Raw genomic sequence first — 17,469 nt, 5'->3', positions numbered from 1 at the left:
CGGCAGCGGCGCAATCAGTGCGAGTGGCGAGGCACCGCGGCGCCGCGGCAGCCCACCAGGAAGTCCAGGTCGCAGCCCTCGTCCGCCTGCAGCACGTGGTCCACATACAGCCGCCGGTAGCCGCCCTCCCCTGCGGCGCGCGTGTCGACACGCTCGGCCATGCGCCGTGCCAGTTCCCGCTCATCTATGTCCAGGTGCAGCGTGCCGGCCTCGCAATCGAGCTCGATCCAGTCGCCGTCCCGCACGGCGGCCAGCGGGCCGCCGGCCGCGGCCTCGGGCGCCACGTGCAGCACCACGGTGCCGTATGCCGTGCCGCTCATCCGCGCATCCGAGATGCGCACCATGTCCTTGACGCCCTGGCGCAGCAGCTTGGGCGGCAAACCCATGTTGCCGACCTCCGCCATGCCCGGATATCCCTTCGGGCCGCAGTTCTTCAGCACCATCACGGACGATGCGTCGACGTCCAGCGTTTCATCGACGATCCGCTCCTTGTAGTGCTCAAGGTTTTCGAACACCACGGCGCGGCCGCGGTGCTTGAGCAACCCGGGCGTGGCGGCGGAGGGCTTGAGCACCGCGCCGCGCGGTGCCAGGTTGCCGCGCAGCACGCGGATGCCGCCATCCGCTATCAATGGGTTGTCCAGTGGACGGATGACCTCGTCGTTGGTATTGGGCGCGTCCTTCACGTTCTGCCACAGCGTGCGGCCGTTGACGGTCAGCGCGTCCGGGTGCGGCAGCAGGTTTGCCTCGCCCAGCCGGCGCAGCACCGCGGGCAGCCCGCCGGCGTAGTAGAACTCCTCCATCAGGAAGCGGCCCGAGGGCATCAGGTCGACGATGGTGGGCGTGTCGCGGCCAATGCGCGTCCAGTCCTCGAGCTCCAGCGGCACGCCGATGCGCCCGGCGATGGCCTTCAGATGGATGACCGCGTTGGTGGAGCCACCGATCGCCGCATTGGCGCGAATCGCATTCTCGAACGCCGCGCGCGTCAGGATCTTCGACAGGGTCAGCCCTTCCTTGGCCATCTCGACAATGCGGATGCCGGACATATGCGCCAGCACGTAGCGGCGCGAATCCACGGCGGGAATGGCGGCGTTATGCGGCAGCGAAGTGCCCAGCGCTTCCGCCATGCAAGCCATGGTGGAGGCCGTGCCCATGGTGTTGCAGGTGCCGGCCGAGCGCGACATGCCGGCTTCGGCCGAAAGGAACTGATGCACATCGATCTCGCCGGCCTTGAGCGATTCGTGCAGCTGCCAGACGGCCGTGCCAGAGCCAATGTTCTTGCCGTCGAGCTTGCCGTTGAGCATCGGCCCGCCCGTCACCACGATGGCCGGCACGTCGCAGCTCGCCGCGCCCATCAGCAGGGCGGGCGTGGTCTTGTCGCAGCCGGTGAGCAGCACCACGGCATCGATCGGGTTGCCGCGGATGGCCTCCTCGACGTCCATGGCCGCCAGGTTGCGCGTGAGCATGGCGGTGGGCCGCAGGTTGGACTCGCCATTGGAGAACACCGGGAATTCCACCGGGAAGCCGCCGGCCTCGTAGACACCGCGCTTGACATGCTCGGCCAGCTTGCGGAAATGCGCGTTGCAGGGCGTGAGCTCCGACCACGTGTTGCAGATGCCGATGATGGGACGGCCATCGAACTCATGATCGGGGATGCCCTGGTTCTTCATCCAGCTTCGGTACATGAAGCCATTCTTGTCGGCGGAGCCGAACCATTGGGCGGAGCGCAGCTTGGACTTGGATTCCGGCATTGGGGGACTTCCTGAATACGGGGACGATGGGACTGGACTGGGACGCGATGATAGCGGCGGCCCATGAAGGGCGCCTTGGCTACCGTGGGACCGGCGCCAAAGCAGGACGCGTCTGGGGGAGGCTGTCTCTCATCTTGCTTGAATTTGTTTTTTGAATATGGCCGGAGTGTACGGCCCGGTTTGATATCCTTCCAATGAAGATTCAGGCCTTACCCATATCACTTCGGATATCAACGTAAACCCTATGTCAACGCCCAGCCCCTGGTATATCCGCGCCCGGCTCAAGACCCGCCAGCTCCTGCTGCTGGTGGCCCTTGCCGACGAGGGCAACATCCACCGCGCCGCCGCCGTTCTCAACATGACGCAGCCGGCCGCGTCCAAGCTGCTGCGCGAGCTGGAGGAGATGCTGGAAGTCCCGCTGTTCGAGCGGCTGCCGCGCGGCATGCGCCCGACCTGGTATGGGGAAGCGATGATCCGGCACGCGCGCGCGGTGCTGGGCAGCCTGGACCAGGCGCAGGAGGAAGTGATGGCGCTCAAGGCCGGGCGGCTGGGCCATGTGGCCGTGGGCGCGATCACTTCGCCCGGCGTGAAGCTGCTGCCGCCGGCCGTTGCGCAGGTCAAGCGGGAGCAGCCCGGGCTGCGCGTGTCGCTGGAGATCGAGAACAGCAACGTGCTGCTGGAACGCCTGGCCCAGGACAAGCTGGACCTGGTGGTGGCACGCCTGTTTGCCGAGCACGACAAGGTGCACCTGCGCTACGAGCCGCTGGCGGGCGAGCCCGTGTGCGCGGCGGCGCGCCTGGGCCATCCGCTGCTGGCGCAGTCCGCGCTGACACTGCGGGATGTGGAAGATGCGGCGTGGATCGTGCCGCCGGCAGGCAGCGTGCTGCGTCACCGCTTCGACCTGATGTTCCAGCGCGCCAGCCTGATGCCGCCGACCAACGTCGTGGAAACCGCCGCGCTGCTGTTCCTGACACGCATGCTGGAACAGAGCGACATGCTGGCCGTGCTCACCGACGACGTCGCGCAGTACTACGCGCAACATGGCCTGCTCGCGATCGTGCCGCTGCCGCTGCCCTGTCATATGGACGACTTCGGCATCATCACCCGCACGGATCGATTGCTCTCGCCCGCGGCCATGCTGATGGCGCAAGCGCTACGCACGGCGAGCCACGCGGTGTATGGCGCGGCGCAGGTGCTGGATGCCGGTGCGCCGGCTTAGCAAGCTGGCGACCTGAACCCTAAAATGGCCATGACCGGCATGAGGGACTGGAAACTGGCGTCATGGCACGAGCCGTCCCGCCAGCGCGCCTCACTCCACCGCGATCGACGCGCTCTTGATCAGCGCCTGGCTGCGGCCCAGCTCGTCGCGGATGGTGCGGGCCGTTTCCTCGCCGCTGCCGCCCTTGACGACGAAGCCTTGCGCGGTGAAGAGGTCCTTGGCCTTCGGCGCGGCCAGGGCCTTGGCCATTGCCTGTTGCAGCCGCGCGGTGACGTCCTTGGGCAAGCCGGCTGGCCCGATCAGCGCGATCCACGCGTCGTAGGCATATGCCTTGACGCCGGACTCCGCCAGGGTCGGCACCGCCGGCAGGCTGTCCAGCCGCGCCGGCGTGCTGACCGCCAACGCGCGCAGCTTGCCGGCCTTGATCTGCGGCAACGCGGATGGCGTGGCCAGGAAAGCCGTGTCGATCTGCCCGCCAAGCACATCCGTCATCAGCGTGTTCACGCCCTTATAGGGCACGTGCAGCATATCGATGCCAGTCTTCGACTTGAGCAATTCGCCAGCCAGGTGCAAGACGCTGCCTTTGCCGGAAGAGCCATAAGAAAGGCTGCCCGGATGGGCCCGCGCGGCGGCGATCAGCGCCGCTACGGTCTTGTAGGGCGACCCCGCGCCGACCACCAGCACCAGCGGCGTAGTGCCGATCAGCGCCACCGGCGTGATGTCCTTCACGCTGTCGTAGGGAATATTGGGGTACAGGCCGGGATTGATGGCGTGGTTGGACGAGACCACGCCAAGCGTGTAGCCATCGGCGGCCGCGGACACGAGTTGCCGCGTGCCGGGGATGCCCGCCGCGCCGGGAAGGTTCTCCACGTAGAACGGCTGCCCGAGATCCTGGCCCATGCCCTCGGCCACTACGCGGGCCACCACATCGGCGGTGGAGCCCGGGGAATTCGGCACGATCAGGCGCACGGTCTTGGCCGGATACTTGTCGGCTGCGTGCGCCGCAGCGGCGCCGATGGCCGGTATGGCAAGGGCGGCGGCGGCAAAAAGCCGCCCCGCCGCGCGCATGGCGCGCAAGGGGATGGGGAACATGTCTGTCTCCTGTGGATGGCCGCCGGAATCTGTCGCCCGGCTTTGGATGCCGCGATTGCCCCCGCGCATGCGGGGGCTTGGGTGAACGGCTACGGCGCAGCCAGGGCGGTGGTCTCGCGCAGTTGCCCGAAGGTGCTGATCTGTCCGGCCAGCGCGCTCGCAGCCACGGTGTAGGGGCTGGCCAGCCAGACCTGGCCCGGCCCCGAGCGGCCGGGGAAATTGCGGTTGATGGCGCTGATGGTCACCTGCTCGCTGGCGGTGGAGGCGCCCGGCCCGCAGTTGGCGCACGAGCCGCAGCCCGGCATGACCAGCGTGGCGCCGGCGGCGGCGAAGGTGTCCATATAGCCGCGCGCTTCGCAGTAGTCCTTCACGCCCAGCGTGCCGAACTGCAGGAAGAGCTGGGTGCGGGGCGACACCTTGAGGCCGTGATCCAGGCCCCAGCGCAGCACCTCGTGGTAGTAGTCGAAATCCTCGCGCTTGCCGGCCGTACAGGACCCGCCGTAGGCAATATCCACCGGCACCGGCTGCGCCAGCGTGTTGGCCGCGATGCCGTTGCCGGGGTCGCCGGGACGCGCCACCATGGGCGCGATGGCGGCGGCGTCGATGCGGATCACGCCGCGGTAGGTTGCGCCGGCATCGCTGCGCATCCAGTCCTCGACGATGAAATCCACCCCACGCCGCGCCTTCAGGAAGGCCACGGTCTTGTCATCCGGCTCGACGATGCCGGTGAAGCCGCCCAGCTCGGCGACCATATTGGTCAGCGTGGCGCGCTCGTCGATCGACAAGGCGCGCACCGTGCTGCCGGCATATTCGAACACCACGCCGATGGCCCCGCCGGAGCGGATCGCATCCATCTGCAGCAGGTAGAGCACGATGTCCTTGGCGGTCACGCCCGGCGCGAGTTCGCCCTCCACCTCCACGCGCAGGGTTTCCGGCACCTTGCAGCGCACGTAGCCCGTGACCCAGCCATTGGCAACATCGGTGGCGCCCGCGCCGAACGCCAGGCAACCCAGCGCGCCCGAATGCGGCGTGTGGGAATCGGTGCCCACCACTACCTGCCCCGGCAGCGCGTACTGCTCAGCCATCAGCGCGTGGCAGATGCCTTCCGAGCCCGGCACGTCGCCGGGCAGCGCGTTGTGCGAGCGCACGGGGTAGTCATGCGCAAAGCTGCCATGGCCCTGCATCAGGTTGGCCACGCCTGGCAGCAAGCCGTCGCGCACGTGCGGGTAGCTCTGTGCCGCCAGCACCAGGTGGTCCTGGAAGGCAATGATGTGGTCAGGCTCGTGCAACTTCGCCGGCTTGCCGAAGGCGCGGTGCATCAGGTGCGCGCACATGCCGGTGAAATAGTCATGGGAGAAGCGCCAGTCGGCCGCCACGAACACGCCCTGGCCGCGCTCGGCGGATGCCGTGCCGGGAAGCAGATGGCGGGCGATGATTTTTTCCACCAGCGTGCGAGGCGCGGCATCGCCGGCGCCCGCCGCGCCCGGCGCGCCCTCGCCTGCCGCCGGCCATGTCGCGGCGCGGCTATACGCCAGCAAGCCGCCGGCGCGGATCACCTGCTGGGTCAGCGCGTCGCGCCCCGTCAGGAACGCCTCGATGGGGATCGCCTCGCCCGCCAGCACGCGGTCCAGCACGGTGAAATCCGTGGTGGTCAGGATGCCAATGTTGTCGCAGTTCTGCTGGTAGATGCGCTCGAAGCTCTCCGCCACGATCAGGCGGATGCCGGCCGACAGCTCCGCCAGCGGGCTGGACTCGCGCGAGGAACCCTTGCCGTAGCGCTTGCCGGCCACCGTGACGGCGAAGCCGCCGTTGCGGATGGCATCGCGGCCGATCGGCTGCTCGCCCCCCGCCTGGAACCCCACGTAAGGGAATTGCCCCAGTCGCTCATCGTAGGTGAGCATGATGGTGACCGGCGTGATCTCGTCGGTGGAGATGTTGTCGCGCAGCGGGCCGGCCTCGGCCAGGGTCATCGGCTTGCCGTCGAGCTGGGCGCGCACGCAGGCGGGATCTTGCGACAGGTACAGCACGCGGCCGTCAAAGCGGATGGTGGCTTCCATTGCGGGGGTTCTCGTTTTGATGATCCCACTATATGGTTTGGCGCCGCCGGGGCAAAGTGCGCAGTCGGCATGGCAGGCGTCTCGGTTTGCGACGGCTGGCCATTTGCTCACTTTCGCTTCGCTTTGCCCCACTTTGCCGGCCTTGTTCCCGGTCTATGCATCCCGGCAAAGAAAGCCCACCAGGGCCGAGGCGCTCGCCGAGAGATGCTCCCGGGAGTGAAACACCACCACCAATTGCCGCGTCGCCCAGGGGTCCGATAGCGGCCGTGCCACCACGTCGAGCGTATTCAGGTAGAGCTCGCCCACCTGCCGCGGCACGACGGCAATCCCCAGCCCGACATGCACCATACGGCACAAGGCATCCAGGCTCGCCACCCGGATCTTGATCTTGAGCGCCCCACTCAAACGCGTCGCCTGTTCCGCCAACAGGCGGCTCAACGCACTCTCATCGCGCAACGCCACGAAGGTCTCGCCTAGCAAGTCCGCAAAGCCAACCTGCTGCGCCGACGCCAGTGCATGCCCGCGCGGCACCAGCACGCAAAGCTGGTCCTCCCGGTATGGCAGCGAGACGAATTGCTCCACGCCCTGGATCGCATTGCAGATGCCAAAGTCCGCGCTGCGCTCGCCCACCATGCGCAGCACCTCGGGGCTGTGCTGCTCCTCCAGCTCGATGCCGATATCGGGATACACGCGTCCAAAGGCCGCCAGGTCTTCCGGCAGGAACTGCACGATGGCGCCAAGGTTGCACACCATCCGCACATTGCCGCGCGCGCCGGAGGAAAAGCGCGACAGCTCCGCGCTTAGCGCCTCGATATTGCCGATGATGGCCTGCGCATGCCGCAGCACCGTCTCGCCCACCGGAGTCACCGTGATGCCGCGCGGATGCCGCTCGATCACCGGCAGGCCAATCAGCGTCTCGATCTCCGCAATGCGGCGGCTGACAGCCGACGGCGCAATGAATTCGCGCTCGGCCGCGCGCGCGATGTTTTGTTCCTGGCAGACCGCGACGAACAGGCGCAGCGAGGTCAGGTCAAGTTTTCTGAGCAGGTTGTCCATGGGAGCGATGCTACAACGATCGGAGCGGGCAGGAGGCCGTTTTGGCAATGCGCCAGAACAGGGGGCGCCGGGAGATCGGCCATGGGAGCCGGCCTCCCGGCGTTTGTGCCACGCACAATGGCTCGGCAAGTGGCATGCCCCGGCCGTGATAAGCAGTATTCGAGGCACCCTGTTGCTGGCACGCAGCGGCCGGATGCAGAATCGGTGCACCGGCGTGCACTTCTGCGCCTAGAATAAAAGCTTGCGTTGCCCCACCGTTCATCAGCCCAGTCTTGCGTCGTAATCCGCGCCGGTGCCGCACATCGTGCCCGCGCCCTCTTGCACGGAGACCTCGATTGCCGCTGCCCGTCGTATTCCGGTTCTCCCCGCCTTCCGTCCGTCCGTCCTGGCCGGGCGCAACAGGCCGTCTTTCGCAATCGCAATCGCAATCAAACCCGCACCGGGCTGCGCCACAGCAGCGGCATCAGCGTAATTTCAAGGAAACTCCATGGCTAACTTCAGCCCAACGCGCCGCACTTTCCTGAAAGCCAGCGTCGTGGCCGGGGTCTCGGTGTATATCGCACCGATCGGCGGCAAGGCCTTCGCGGCCCTGTTCGAAGAAAAAATCCTGGTCCCGGTCCAGTGGAACCCCAAGACCGGCGCGCCTAAATTCCGCATCGACGGCATGGCCAAGGTCACCGGCGACAAGGTCTTTGCGCGCGATATCCGCTCGCGCGACATGCCGCACTGGCCCAAGGAACAATCGCACGCCTTCATCCTGCGCACCACCAAGGCGGACCGCAGCTATGCGGGCTTCGACCTGGCGCTGCTGGGAGATGACCTGAAGCCCGACCGCGTGGTCACCGCCGCCGACCTGGCGCGCGATGGCGTGGCCTTTCCCGCCTTCTACGGCGAGGACATGCTGCTGCCGGAAGGCAAGACACCTGCCTATCTCGGCCATGCCGTGGCGATCCTGATCTATCACGACTTCGCCCGCTTCCGCTTTGCCAAGGACAAGCTCAAGTTCCACGACGAGATCATCCGCTACGGCGCCGAGACCGGCCCGCTGGAGCGCGATCCGTGGGGCACCTTCCGCTTTGTGCGGGTGGGCGGCGAGACGCCGTTCGACGACGATGTGTTCTCCAGCCTGAAGAACGCGCCGCTGTTCCCCAGCATGATGCGCAAGCACGAGCCGGTCTGGCCCGATGGCAAGGATCACGGCCAGCTTGGCGAGCAGGGCATGTACTACGCCGGCCAGATCCGCCAGCAACTTGACCAGCCGCCGGCCGACTGGCTGGTGCTGGAGCGCGAGTACAACACGCAGTCCATCGACACCGCCGCGCTGGAGCCGGATAACGCCAACTGCTGGTACGACGCCGAGGCCCAGGCGCTGCACATGGTGGTGCCGACCCAGTCGCCCATCGAAGTCGGCGAAAGCACGGCGGAGATGATGGCCAAGGCCAAGGGCGCGTTCCCCGTCAAGCAGGTGTTCGTCCATCCCTGCTACACCGTGGGCTACGGCTCCAAGGACCACTACAACTTCCCCTTCTACGGGCTGGTGACGGCGCTCTACGCCGACGGCAAGCCGGTGCGCCTGGCCAACGACCGCTTTGAGCAGTTCCAGACCTCGATCAAGCGCCACGCCTTCAAGATGCGCTACCGCATCGCGGTGGACAAGACCACCGGGCTGTTCCAGTCGTTCCAGGGCGATTTCGAGGCCAACGGCGGCGGGCGCGCCAATTTCTCGCCATCGGTGGCGATGGTGGGCGCCACCGCCGCGCAGTCGATCTATTACTTCCCGAAGAACGACCTGACCGCCGTGGCCATCGCCTCGCGCGCCATCGATGCCGGCTCGGCGCGCGGCTACGGCACGCTGCAGAGCATGGCGGCTACCGAGATGATGGTCGACGAGTTCGCCGAGCAATTGAAGCTCGACCCGATCGAATTCCGCCTGAAAAACGCGCTGCGCTCGGGCATGAAGAACACGCAGGGCGCGATCCCTGCCGGCGCGATTCGGGTGGATGAGGTGCTGGAGGCGGCCAAGGTCCATCCGCTGTGGACCAGCCGCGCAAAGCAGAAGGCCGATTTTGAAGCCAGCCATCCGGGCCGGCGCTACGGCGTGGGCTTTGCCTGCGTGCAGAAGGACTTCGGCACCGGCGCCGAGGCATCGTTCGCCAAGGTGGAGATGCGTGCGGACGGCACCATCGCGCTCAATCACTGCGGCGCGGAGATCGGCACCGGCATGTCCACTTCGCAAGCGGTCGCCGTGACCCGCTGGCTGGGCAAGCCAGCCACCGAGGTGCGCGTGGCGGTCACCGACTGGCCCGACCTGCCCGTCACCGCCACCGGCGACCCTTACCTGATGAGCCAGGCCGACCAGGACAAGCTGTCGGCCAACCCGCGCTGGTCGCCCGCGTATGCCTCGCCATCGAGCGCGACCAACTCGGCCTACTACTTCACCCATAGCACCCGTGAAGCGGCCCGCGTGGTCTTCATGCACGGACTGTGGCCGGCGGCCATGGCGATCTGGAGCCAGGGCTTCGGCGGCGGCCAGGCGGCTTCGCTGGTGGTGCGCGTGGAAGACGCGCGTTGGGTCGAAGGCAAGCTCACCGCCGGCGGCCTGCAGGCCCTGCCCTACGAGCTTTTGGCAAAGAAGGCGCACGAGCTTGGCCTGGTCACGGGCGCCACGGTGCACGTGTTCAATCGCTGGCAATGGACAGAGGCCGACTTCGAGGTCAACGGCACGGCTACCCGGCTACCCGTCGACGGGCTGTCGGTACGCTACGGCGATGGCGCCGACGCCGCGCGCAAGGCCAGCATGACCACCAGCGGCGGCTACCAGGTGCTGGACCGCAAGAAGGTCTACATCGCCCCGACCCAGCGCAACAACGCCACCGTGACCTACTACAGCGCGGTGGGCACGCTGGTGGAGCTGTCCGTGCATGAGGCTAGCGGCAAGGTGGAAATCCTCAGCCATCACTCCATCATGGAATGCGGCTCGCAGTTGTCGCCGGAACTGGTCTCCGGGCAGTTGCAGGGCGGCATCGCCATGGGCATCGGCCATGCGCTGCATGAGTTCCTGCCGCTCTACGAGGACGGGCCCGGCAACGGCACCTGGAACTTCAACCGCTATCCGCTGCCGCGCGCCAGCGACGTGGCCGTGTGGTCGCAAACCGGGATGGTATTGCCGCCCGTATCCGAAACCGATCCGCCCAAGGGCATCGCCGAAGTGGTGATGATTCCGGTGGTGGGCGCCATCGTCAACGGCATCGCGCATGCCATCGGCCACCGCTTCACCGCCCTGCCGGTCAGCGCCGAAAAGATTCAGGAGATCCTGGCATGAGCATCGCCACCCAACCGCTTTCCCTCAACATCAACGGCAAGGACGTAGGCCCCATCGATGTGCCGGAAGGCCTGATGATGATCGACTTCCTGCACGAGTACCTGGCGCTCACCGGCTCGCGCCTGGGCTGCGGCCAGGGCATCTGCCACGCCTGTGTGGTGATCCACGACAAGGCCGACGGCAGCAGTGAGGAAGTGCGCGCCTGCATCACCGGCGCGCATTACTTCCAGGGCAAGAAGGTGCGCACGGTGGAAGGCCACGCCAAGCGCAACGACAAGGGCGAGGTGGTGGAGCTGTCGCCGGTGCAGCAGAAGTTCCTGGAGCACTTCAGCTTCCAGTGCGGCTACTGCACGCCCGGCTTCGTCAATGGCGCGACCATCCTGGTGGAGCGCCTGAAGCGCCAGCCGGTGGCCAGAGGCAAGGTGGATGAGACCATTACCGCGGCGCTCAACGACCATATCTGCCGCTGCACTGGCTATGTGCGCTACTTCGAAGCCGTCAAGGACGTGGTGGTCAACACCCCGGGCCTGGTAAAGGAAGACAAGTGATGATGAGCCAGCCCGACTTCCTTCGACACGCGCGCACCACGCTGGCGGCCATGGCCGCGCTGGGCGCAGCCCTGCTGGCCGGCTGCGGCGACCACGCCGCCCCGATCGATACCGCCGCCGACCAGCAGCCCGCCACCAAGCTCTCGCCCGCCGACCAGATCGCGCGCGGGCGCTACCTGGTGCGCGCCGCCGATTGCGCCGCCTGCCATACCAGCGCCCAGGGCGCGCCGTTTGCCGGCGGGGTCGCCCTGGCCTCGCCGTTCGGCACCTTCTACGGCACCAACATCACCCCGGACAAGGACCACGGCATCGGCAAATGGAGCGCCGACGATTTCTACAAGGCGCTGCACGATGGGGTCACGCCGGACAAGCACCTCTACCCGGCCATGCCCTACACCTCGTATCGCGGCCTGTCGCGCGGCGACTCCGATGCGATGTACGCCTACCTGATGCAGGTCAAGCCGGTGGCCGTGGCCAACCGGCCGCACGACCTCAGCTTCCCGTACAACATGCGCGTGACCCTGATCGGCTGGAACCTGCTGTTCCTGAAAGACAAGCTGCCCGATGCCTCAGCCGGCCAGACGCCGGCCTGGCAGCGCGGCCGCTACCTGTCCAACGCGCTGGGCCACTGCGCCGAATGCCACACGCCGCGCGCCATGTTCGGCCGCCTGGACGCGGCCAAGCCACTGGCCGGCGCCGCGCTCGGCCGCGTGGCCGCGCCGGACATCACGCCCGCCGGCCTGGCCGCGCGCGGCTGGACGGGCGCCGACCTGCAGAACTTCTTCGCCACCGGCGTGGCGCCGCAGGGCTCGGCTTACGGCGAGATGTTCCCCGTGGTCCATCTCAGCAGCCAGTACCTGAACAAGGCCGACCTCGCCGCGATGTCGACCTACCTGCTGGGCGACCAGCCGCCGCAGCCCCAGCCGCTCAAGCCTGCCAGCGCGGACGCAGCCCAGCTCAAGCCGGGGCGCCAGCACTACCTGGCCGTGTGCGCCGGCTGCCACGGCCGCGAGGGCGAGGGCAAGCCGCATGTGGCGGTGGCGATGCTGGGCAACGCCACCGTGCGCAATGCCGATCCGCACAACCTGATCGTGTCGCTGCTCGACGGCATCGAGGCGCAGAAATTCCCCGGGCTGGAAAGCATGCAGGACATGCCCGGCTTTGCCTCCCGCCTGAGCGACACGGAACTGGCCGCCTTGGCCAACTACCTGCGCGCGAGCTATGGCGGACAGCCCGGCGACGTGAGCGCGGACAAGGTGAAGGCGCTACGCGCGGAAGCGGGCAAGGGGCATTGAGGCAGAGCGCCGGCGCGGTTGTGCCGGTGCTCGGCGCCCCTATCCATGCGCCAGCCCAGCTCGATGGGATCCTTGGGCAAAGTCATCTGGCACGGCAGTACCTGATTGAGGCGGACGCGCGGTTCGTGGGTCTGCCCTATTTCCTTTTGCATGCCCCGCGCCGGTCACGAAACGGTGCCGGGCATCCAAAGCTCCCTCGACGGATGGGCCCAGCGTGTCGCGCAGTAGCAAACACCCGGTGTTGTTGTGTTGGTTCGCACCCGCCAGATCCGGGCCGACGCGCGCTGGGCTTTGACGCCACGCTTCGCGCTCCAAAAATCTCTCTCCAAAGCCCCGCTTAGGTTTGCAGGCGATTCACGATGGCATGGCCCGCCTTGGCACGCTCCATGCGTTTGTACCTCCCGAGCGCAGCACAGATGCTCAACCCAAACGAACCAAAGTCCCAATCGCTCCCAAGGAGAACTGCCATGACTACCACCCTCGCCATCAAGGACCTGTCCGTCACCGAAGAACTCGACACCCGCGCCATGCGCGCGGTGCGCGGCGGCTTCGTGCCTTTCATGCCCGTCTTCAGCCTGACCAAGATCGACTCGTCCTTCAACGCCTCGCAGTTGATCGGCCAGACGCAGAACGTCGTGAACATGAACGGCAACAACGCCGCCTTCGTGACCGACATCAAGTCCCGTGTCGACTCGACCCAGAACGCCCACAACAACATTTATTGAACGGTCCCGGCACCCGCGCGAGGCGGCCCCGCCGCCTCCGCTGCCAGCCGGTTCCAGCCATTTCCAACCAGTTCCAGTGATCAAGTGAAGTGTAGGAGAACCATCATGTCATCCCTCATCGTGCGCGACCTCGCCCTGAACCAAGACCTCGACAGCAAGTCCCTGGCCGCGGTGCGCGGCGGCAATTCCTGGTTGCAAGGACTGGGCCCGGTGGCCAACGTCAATGTCAACGTCAACCAGAACATCGCCCAGTTGCAGAGCATCAACGTGAACACGCTCAACAACGTCGGCGTGATCGGCTCCGGCTTCGGCCCGCTGAGCATCGACGTCAACCCGTCGCAATGGGCCGCCACCCACGCCAAGGTATGAACTGCAGGCGCCCCCGCCTGGGGTACTTGGGCATAGTGCCCGTCGATGCATGACGCTGTGCAGCCGGTGCTGGCGTATCTGATGGTGTATCCGGACTGGATGACCTGGTTGCGCCCGCTAGTGCAATCAATGAGGCGTTCTGGCTTGCGACAGGGCCGCGCTTTGTTGGACCGATGCCGCCTGCGGTATAGTCCTCGCGTTCAATTTCGCGGAGAGATAGCATGGCTGAGGCAAAGGTGCGGGTGTCGCATATTGCTGTTCCTGGCAACTTGAGTGTCTTGAAACTCAAATCGTATCTCCGGACTGCTGTTGCCGATGCGGCGGACACTGAGAGCGAGGCGAAGATCCTGTTGATCAAGGTGCTGGTCCCCCGCCCGCTCGGCTTGCGTGCCGGGGAAAAGCTTTTTGACAAGGTGCTCCAGGGCATTGTTGACAAAGATCCGCGTGTTACCCGCGTCTCGGTTGAGTTCGTCGACGGTGAAGTTACGCCGCAGGCTATTGACGCGAGTATGGTGAGAATCCAAAAGGAGCTGGATGAGTTCGGGCACTTCCTGGATGAACGCTCAGTGGATGTGAGCCGGGATTAACGGTTTCCTCGACCGGCTGACGCTTATCAGCAGGCGGTCTCCGTGGGCGATGTCGACTCGCTCGCCTGCCATCCCGCCTCCACCACGCACAGCGCGGTAGCCGAGGAAATCCGCCCGCGCAACGGCGTGACCGACGGGCTGGTCCGCCTGAGCGCCGGCATTGAGGATGCGACGGACTTGCTGGCGGATATTGCGCAGGCGCTGGCTTAACGCACCCAAGGCGCATCCGGCTCCGTGCTAACGCCGTAGCGCTCCAGCCCCTTGGCGTGCAGCTCCGGAGAAATCGACCGCAGCGCGGCAATCGCCACGTGGTAGCGGTCGACCTCGAAGAAGCGGCGCAGCGCGGCGCGTGTGTCGCTGCGGCCGAAGCCGTCCGTGCCGAGCGCGGTGAACGGCGCGCTCAGGTAGGAAGCGACGAGCTGCGCATACGCCCGCACGTAGTCGGTGGCGGCAATGACCGGGGTGGCGCCCGGCAGGCAGCGCTGCAAATGGCTTTCCGTCTCGCCGCCGCTGGCGAACAGGCTGGCGCGCTCGCATTCGCGGGCGTCCCTGGCCAGCTCGGAGAAGCTGGTCACGCTCCAGATCTCGGACTTGATATTCCAGTCGCTCGCCAGCAGGTCCGCGGCGGCGATGACTTCGCGCAGGATGGCGCCGGAGCCGAGCAGCCTGACGCTGGTGGCGGCGCCTTCCGGGCCGCGGGTACCGTAAAGGTACATGCCCTTGATCACGTCTTCGTGCGCGTCCTCCCGCAGCGGCGCCTGCACGTAGTTCTCGTTGTTGACCGTCAGGTAGTAGAACTCGTCGCGCTGCTCCTCCAGCATGCTGCGCGCGCCGTGGTGGATGATGACCGCGGCTTCGCTGGCGAAGGCCGGATCGTAGGCGCGGCAGTTCGGCACCGTGGCGGCGATCAGCTGGCTGGTGCCATCCTGGTGCTGCAGGCCTTCGCCGGCAAGCGTGGTGCGCCCGGCGGTGGCGCCGATCAAGAAGCCGCGCGCGCGCTGGTCCGCCGCCGCCCAGATCAGGTCGCCGACGCGCTGGAAGCCGAACATCGAGTAATAGATATAGAACGGCAGCATGGCGACGCCGCTCACGCTGTACGACGTTGCCGCGGCCGTCCACGACGCCAGCGCCCCAGCTTCGGTGATGCCTTCTTCCAGCAACTGCCCTTGCTGGCTCTCCTTGTAGTACAGCATCGAGCCGGCATCTTCCGGCTCATAGAGCTGGCCCACGGGCGAGTAGATGCCGATCTGCCGGAACAGGTTGGCCATGCCGAAGGTGCGCGCCTCGTCGGCCACGATGGGCACCACGCGCGGGCCGATGGCCTTGTCCTTGATCAGGTTGGTAAACAGGCGCACCACGCCGGTGGTGGTGGAGACGGCGCGCTCGTCCGGCTCCATGGCGAAGCGGCCGTACTGCATCAGCTCGGGCATGCGCAGCGCGGGGGCGGTGCGCGCGCGCGCCGGCAGGTAGCCGCCCAGCGCCTGGCGGCGAGCGTGCAGGTAGGTCATCTCCGGGCTTTCGTCGGCCGGCTTGTAGAAGCGCAGCTCCGCCACGGCATCGTCGTCCAGCGGCAGCGCAAAGCGGTCGCGGAACGCGCGCAGCGCATCGATATCGAGCTTTTTCTGCTGGTGCGCCGTCATGCGGGATTCGCCCGCCTCGCCCATGCCGTAGCCCTTCTTGGTCTTGGCGAGGATCACGGTGGGCTTGCCCTTGTGTGCCTGGGCATCCTGGAATGCGGCGTACAGCTTGCGCAAATCATGCCCGCCCCGGCGCAGCGCATCGATATCCGCGCTGCTCATGCTGGCGACCAGCGCCTTGAGCTCGGGGTCCGTGTTGAAGAAGTGAGCCAGGTTGTAGTCGCCATCCTTGGCGCCGAGATTCTGGTACTCGCCGTCCACCATGGCGGCGAAACGCCGGAGCAGTGCGTGGTTGGTGTCGCGGGCAAACAGCGCATCCCACTCCGAGCCCCAGACCACCTTCACCACATGCCAGCCGGCGCCGCCAAACAGCGCCTCCAGTTCGTGGATCACCTGGCCGTTGCCGCGCACCGGCCCATCGAGCCGCTGCAAGTTGCAATTGATGACGAAGGTAAGGTTGTCGAGCTTCTCACGCGCCGCAAGCGAGAGCGCGGCGAGCGATTCCGGCTCGTCCATCTCGCCATCCCCGAACACGCCCCACACGCGCCGCGCGGCAGTGTCGGCGATGCCGCGATGGCCGAGATAACGCAGGAAGCGGGCCTGGTAGATGGCGCTGATCGGGCCGATGCCCATGGAGCCGGTCGGGAATTGCCAGAAATCCGGCATCAGCCAGGGATGCGGATAGGAGGAGAGGCCACCGCCGCCGGTTTCCTGCCGGTAGCTCGCCAGCTGGGATTCGGACAGCCGTCCTTCGAGGAAGGCGCGTGCATAGACGCCCGGAGCGGAGTGTGGCTGGAAGTAGACCAGGTCGCCCTTGTGCTCGCCATCGTCGGCGCGGAAGAAGTGATTGAAGCCCACCTCGAAGATCTCGGCGGCGGAGGCATAGCTGGCAAGGTGGCCGCCTAGTTCGCCGTAGGCCTTGTTGGCGCGCACCACCATGGCCAGCGCGTTCCAGCGGATGATCGACGTCAGCCGCTGCTCCAGCGCGAGGTCGCCGGGATAGCGCGGCTGCTCGCCCACGCCGATGCTGTTCTGGTAGGCCGAGTACGGATTCGCCCGTTCGCCAAGGCCGAGATGGCTGGCATGCTCGGCGAGGCGTTCCAGCAGGAAGCGCGCACGCGGCGCGCCGCCGGTGCGGAAGACGCCGGCCAGGGCGTCGAGCCATTCGCTGGTTTCTTCGCGATCGGGGTCATGGCCTTCGCCTGAGGCAATCTCGCTGGCGGCTGTTTTTGGCAGGGCACTCATTGCGGTCTCCGTGGGCTTTGTTCTTCTCTTCGTTCTTCTGTATCCGGCGACAGCGTCAAGGATGCCGCGAATCGAGGATTTCATTGTAGGGAGGAGGCCGCGGCAGAAGCTGCCGAAATGGCAGGCGATCCCGGCCGTCGGCAGCGTAGCGTGCTGCGGCTGGGCGGCTGGCAGCGCAACGTGCTGTGGAGACTGGCACGCGGGTCGATATGGCAAATAGGTCATATCCTGGATTCAGGACATTGCGCCTTCCATGATCGAGTCTCGCCTGTCCCGTTCCGCTGATTCGTTCGCAAGGTCTGTTGAGCTTGGAGCAGGAATTGTGGGTTGGGGGAAGTGTGCGATGTGTATTGCTTGTGGCCCGCTGACGCGGGGGTGTCTCTTTAGGGCGGGGTTTTATTGCTTCTAGCTGCTGTCGCGGCTGTACGGTGTTGGCCGTTTGGGAACGTGTGAGATGTCACTTTTCTTTACTCGCGGCGTGTGTCAAGGTAGTTGTCGTCTCAGCCGTTACGCTGCTTGCTTGTAATTCTCTGCGTTTTGCTGCGCTCGCTCCGGGTTCAGGTACACCG

General features: G+C 66.5%; 13 protein-coding genes. 8 read left to right on the top strand and 5 right to left on the bottom strand.

What is annotated here, in order from left to right; all coding sequences use genetic code 11:
- Positions 1-14 precede the first annotated feature (14 nt).
- On the bottom strand, positions 15-1,748 hold the full coding sequence (locus ACYP5B_RS11850; RefSeq protein WP_400092854.1) for an IlvD/Edd family dehydratase: 1,734 nt from the start codon (positions 1,746-1,748) through the stop codon (positions 15-17).
- A gap of 244 nt (positions 1,749-1,992) precedes the next feature.
- On the opposite strand from ACYP5B_RS11850, the gene ACYP5B_RS11845 reads away from it, so the two are divergent.
- Positions 1,993-2,967: a LysR family transcriptional regulator gene (locus ACYP5B_RS11845; protein ID WP_459569735.1), complete on the top strand. Its 975-nt coding sequence runs from the start codon at positions 1,993-1,995 to the stop codon at positions 2,965-2,967.
- A gap of 90 nt (positions 2,968-3,057) precedes the next feature.
- Here ACYP5B_RS11845 and ACYP5B_RS11840 read toward each other — a convergent pair whose 3' ends face one another.
- From ACYP5B_RS11840 to ACYP5B_RS11830, 3 genes are all read right to left on the bottom strand, one after another.
- Positions 3,058-4,059 carry a Bug family tripartite tricarboxylate transporter substrate binding protein gene (locus ACYP5B_RS11840; protein WP_459569734.1) on the bottom strand — a complete coding sequence of 334 codons (1,002 nt, stop codon included), beginning with the start codon at positions 4,057-4,059 and terminating at the stop codon, positions 3,058-3,060.
- A gap of 89 nt (positions 4,060-4,148) precedes the next feature.
- Complete coding sequence (locus tag ACYP5B_RS11835) at positions 4,149-6,116, bottom strand: aconitase family protein (RefSeq protein ID WP_459569733.1); 1,968 nt, start codon at positions 6,114-6,116, stop codon at positions 4,149-4,151.
- 153 nt (positions 6,117-6,269) lie between these two features.
- Positions 6,270-7,172 (bottom strand): LysR family transcriptional regulator, encoded by a 903-nt coding sequence (locus ACYP5B_RS11830; protein WP_400092859.1) that lies wholly within the window; start codon positions 7,170-7,172, stop codon positions 6,270-6,272.
- Positions 7,173-7,659: 487 nt separating this feature from the next.
- Here ACYP5B_RS11830 and ACYP5B_RS11825 point away from each other — a divergent pair, with 487 nt between their 5' ends.
- The 7 genes from ACYP5B_RS11825 to ACYP5B_RS11795 all read left to right on the top strand — a co-directional run bounded on the left by ACYP5B_RS11825 (position 7,660) and on the right by ACYP5B_RS11795 (position 14,228).
- Entirely contained in the window at positions 7,660-10,494 is a 2,835-nt protein-coding gene (locus tag ACYP5B_RS11825) for a xanthine dehydrogenase family protein molybdopterin-binding subunit (RefSeq protein ID WP_459569731.1), read from the top strand.
- Complete coding sequence (locus tag ACYP5B_RS11820; RefSeq protein ID WP_400092862.1) at positions 10,491-11,042, top strand: (2Fe-2S)-binding protein; 552 nt, start codon at positions 10,491-10,493, stop codon at positions 11,040-11,042. The genes ACYP5B_RS11825 and ACYP5B_RS11820 overlap by 4 nt, the downstream gene beginning before the upstream one ends.
- Positions 11,042-12,337, top strand: a complete 1,296-nt coding sequence (locus ACYP5B_RS11815) for a c-type cytochrome (protein WP_459569730.1) — start codon at positions 11,042-11,044, stop codon at positions 12,335-12,337. Before ACYP5B_RS11820 ends, ACYP5B_RS11815 begins: the two co-directional genes overlap by 1 nt.
- Positions 12,338-12,804: 467 nt before the next feature.
- On the top strand, positions 12,805-13,062 hold the full coding sequence (locus tag ACYP5B_RS11810; protein ID WP_400092872.1) for a hypothetical protein: 258 nt from the start codon (positions 12,805-12,807) through the stop codon (positions 13,060-13,062).
- 105 nt (positions 13,063-13,167) lie between these two features.
- Positions 13,168-13,431 (top strand): hypothetical protein, encoded by a 264-nt coding sequence (locus tag ACYP5B_RS11805; RefSeq protein WP_318234491.1) that lies wholly within the window; start codon positions 13,168-13,170, stop codon positions 13,429-13,431.
- A gap of 221 nt (positions 13,432-13,652) precedes the next feature.
- The gene (locus tag ACYP5B_RS11800) at positions 13,653-14,018 is read left to right on the top strand and encodes a hypothetical protein (RefSeq protein ID WP_459569729.1); all 366 of its coding nucleotides are present in this window, start codon (positions 13,653-13,655) and stop codon (positions 14,016-14,018) included.
- Positions 14,019-14,060: 42 nt separating this feature from the next.
- Positions 14,061-14,228, top strand: coding sequence for a PLP-dependent transferase (locus ACYP5B_RS11795; RefSeq protein ID WP_459569728.1), 168 nt, complete (start codon positions 14,061-14,063; stop codon positions 14,226-14,228).
- Here ACYP5B_RS11795 and mdeB read toward each other — a convergent pair.
- The gene (mdeB, locus tag ACYP5B_RS11790; protein ID WP_459569727.1) at positions 14,225-16,900 is read right to left on the bottom strand and encodes an alpha-ketoglutarate dehydrogenase; all 2,676 of its coding nucleotides are present in this window, start codon (positions 16,898-16,900) and stop codon (positions 14,225-14,227) included. The genes ACYP5B_RS11795 and mdeB overlap by 4 nt on opposite strands.
- Between the last annotated feature and the right edge of the window lie 569 nt (positions 16,901-17,469).

The organism is Cupriavidus sp. 8B, from assembly GCF_054589115.1.
Note: the sequence above shows the minus strand (reverse complement) of the source record. Positions and strands in the feature narration are given on the sequence as shown.

What these genes read in the sequence shown, in the direction of transcription:
- ACYP5B_RS11835 (WP_459569733.1), bottom strand. Translation starts at nt 6,116, where the DNA reads ATGGAAGCCACCATCCGCTTTGACGGCCGCGTGCTGTACCTGTCGCAA.
- ACYP5B_RS11840 (WP_459569734.1), bottom strand. Translation starts at nt 4,059, where the DNA reads ATGTTCCCCATCCCCTTGCGCGCCATGCGCGCGGCGGGGCGGCTTTTT.
- ACYP5B_RS11830 (WP_400092859.1), bottom strand. Translation starts at nt 7,172, where the DNA reads ATGGACAACCTGCTCAGAAAACTTGACCTGACCTCGCTGCGCCTGTTC.
- ACYP5B_RS11800 (WP_459569729.1), top strand. Translation starts at nt 13,653, where the DNA reads ATGGCTGAGGCAAAGGTGCGGGTGTCGCATATTGCTGTTCCTGGCAAC.
- ACYP5B_RS11810 (WP_400092872.1), top strand. Translation starts at nt 12,805, where the DNA reads ATGACTACCACCCTCGCCATCAAGGACCTGTCCGTCACCGAAGAACTC.
- ACYP5B_RS11805 (WP_318234491.1), top strand. Translation starts at nt 13,168, where the DNA reads ATGTCATCCCTCATCGTGCGCGACCTCGCCCTGAACCAAGACCTCGAC.
- ACYP5B_RS11815 (WP_459569730.1), top strand. Translation starts at nt 11,042, where the DNA reads ATGATGAGCCAGCCCGACTTCCTTCGACACGCGCGCACCACGCTGGCG.
- ACYP5B_RS11820 (WP_400092862.1), top strand. Translation starts at nt 10,491, where the DNA reads ATGAGCATCGCCACCCAACCGCTTTCCCTCAACATCAACGGCAAGGAC.
- ACYP5B_RS11850 (WP_400092854.1), bottom strand. Translation starts at nt 1,748, where the DNA reads ATGCCGGAATCCAAGTCCAAGCTGCGCTCCGCCCAATGGTTCGGCTCC.
- mdeB (WP_459569727.1), bottom strand. Translation starts at nt 16,900, where the DNA reads ATGAGTGCCCTGCCAAAAACAGCCGCCAGCGAGATTGCCTCAGGCGAA.
- ACYP5B_RS11825 (WP_459569731.1), top strand. Translation starts at nt 7,660, where the DNA reads ATGGCTAACTTCAGCCCAACGCGCCGCACTTTCCTGAAAGCCAGCGTC.
- ACYP5B_RS11845 (WP_459569735.1), top strand. Translation starts at nt 1,993, where the DNA reads ATGTCAACGCCCAGCCCCTGGTATATCCGCGCCCGGCTCAAGACCCGC.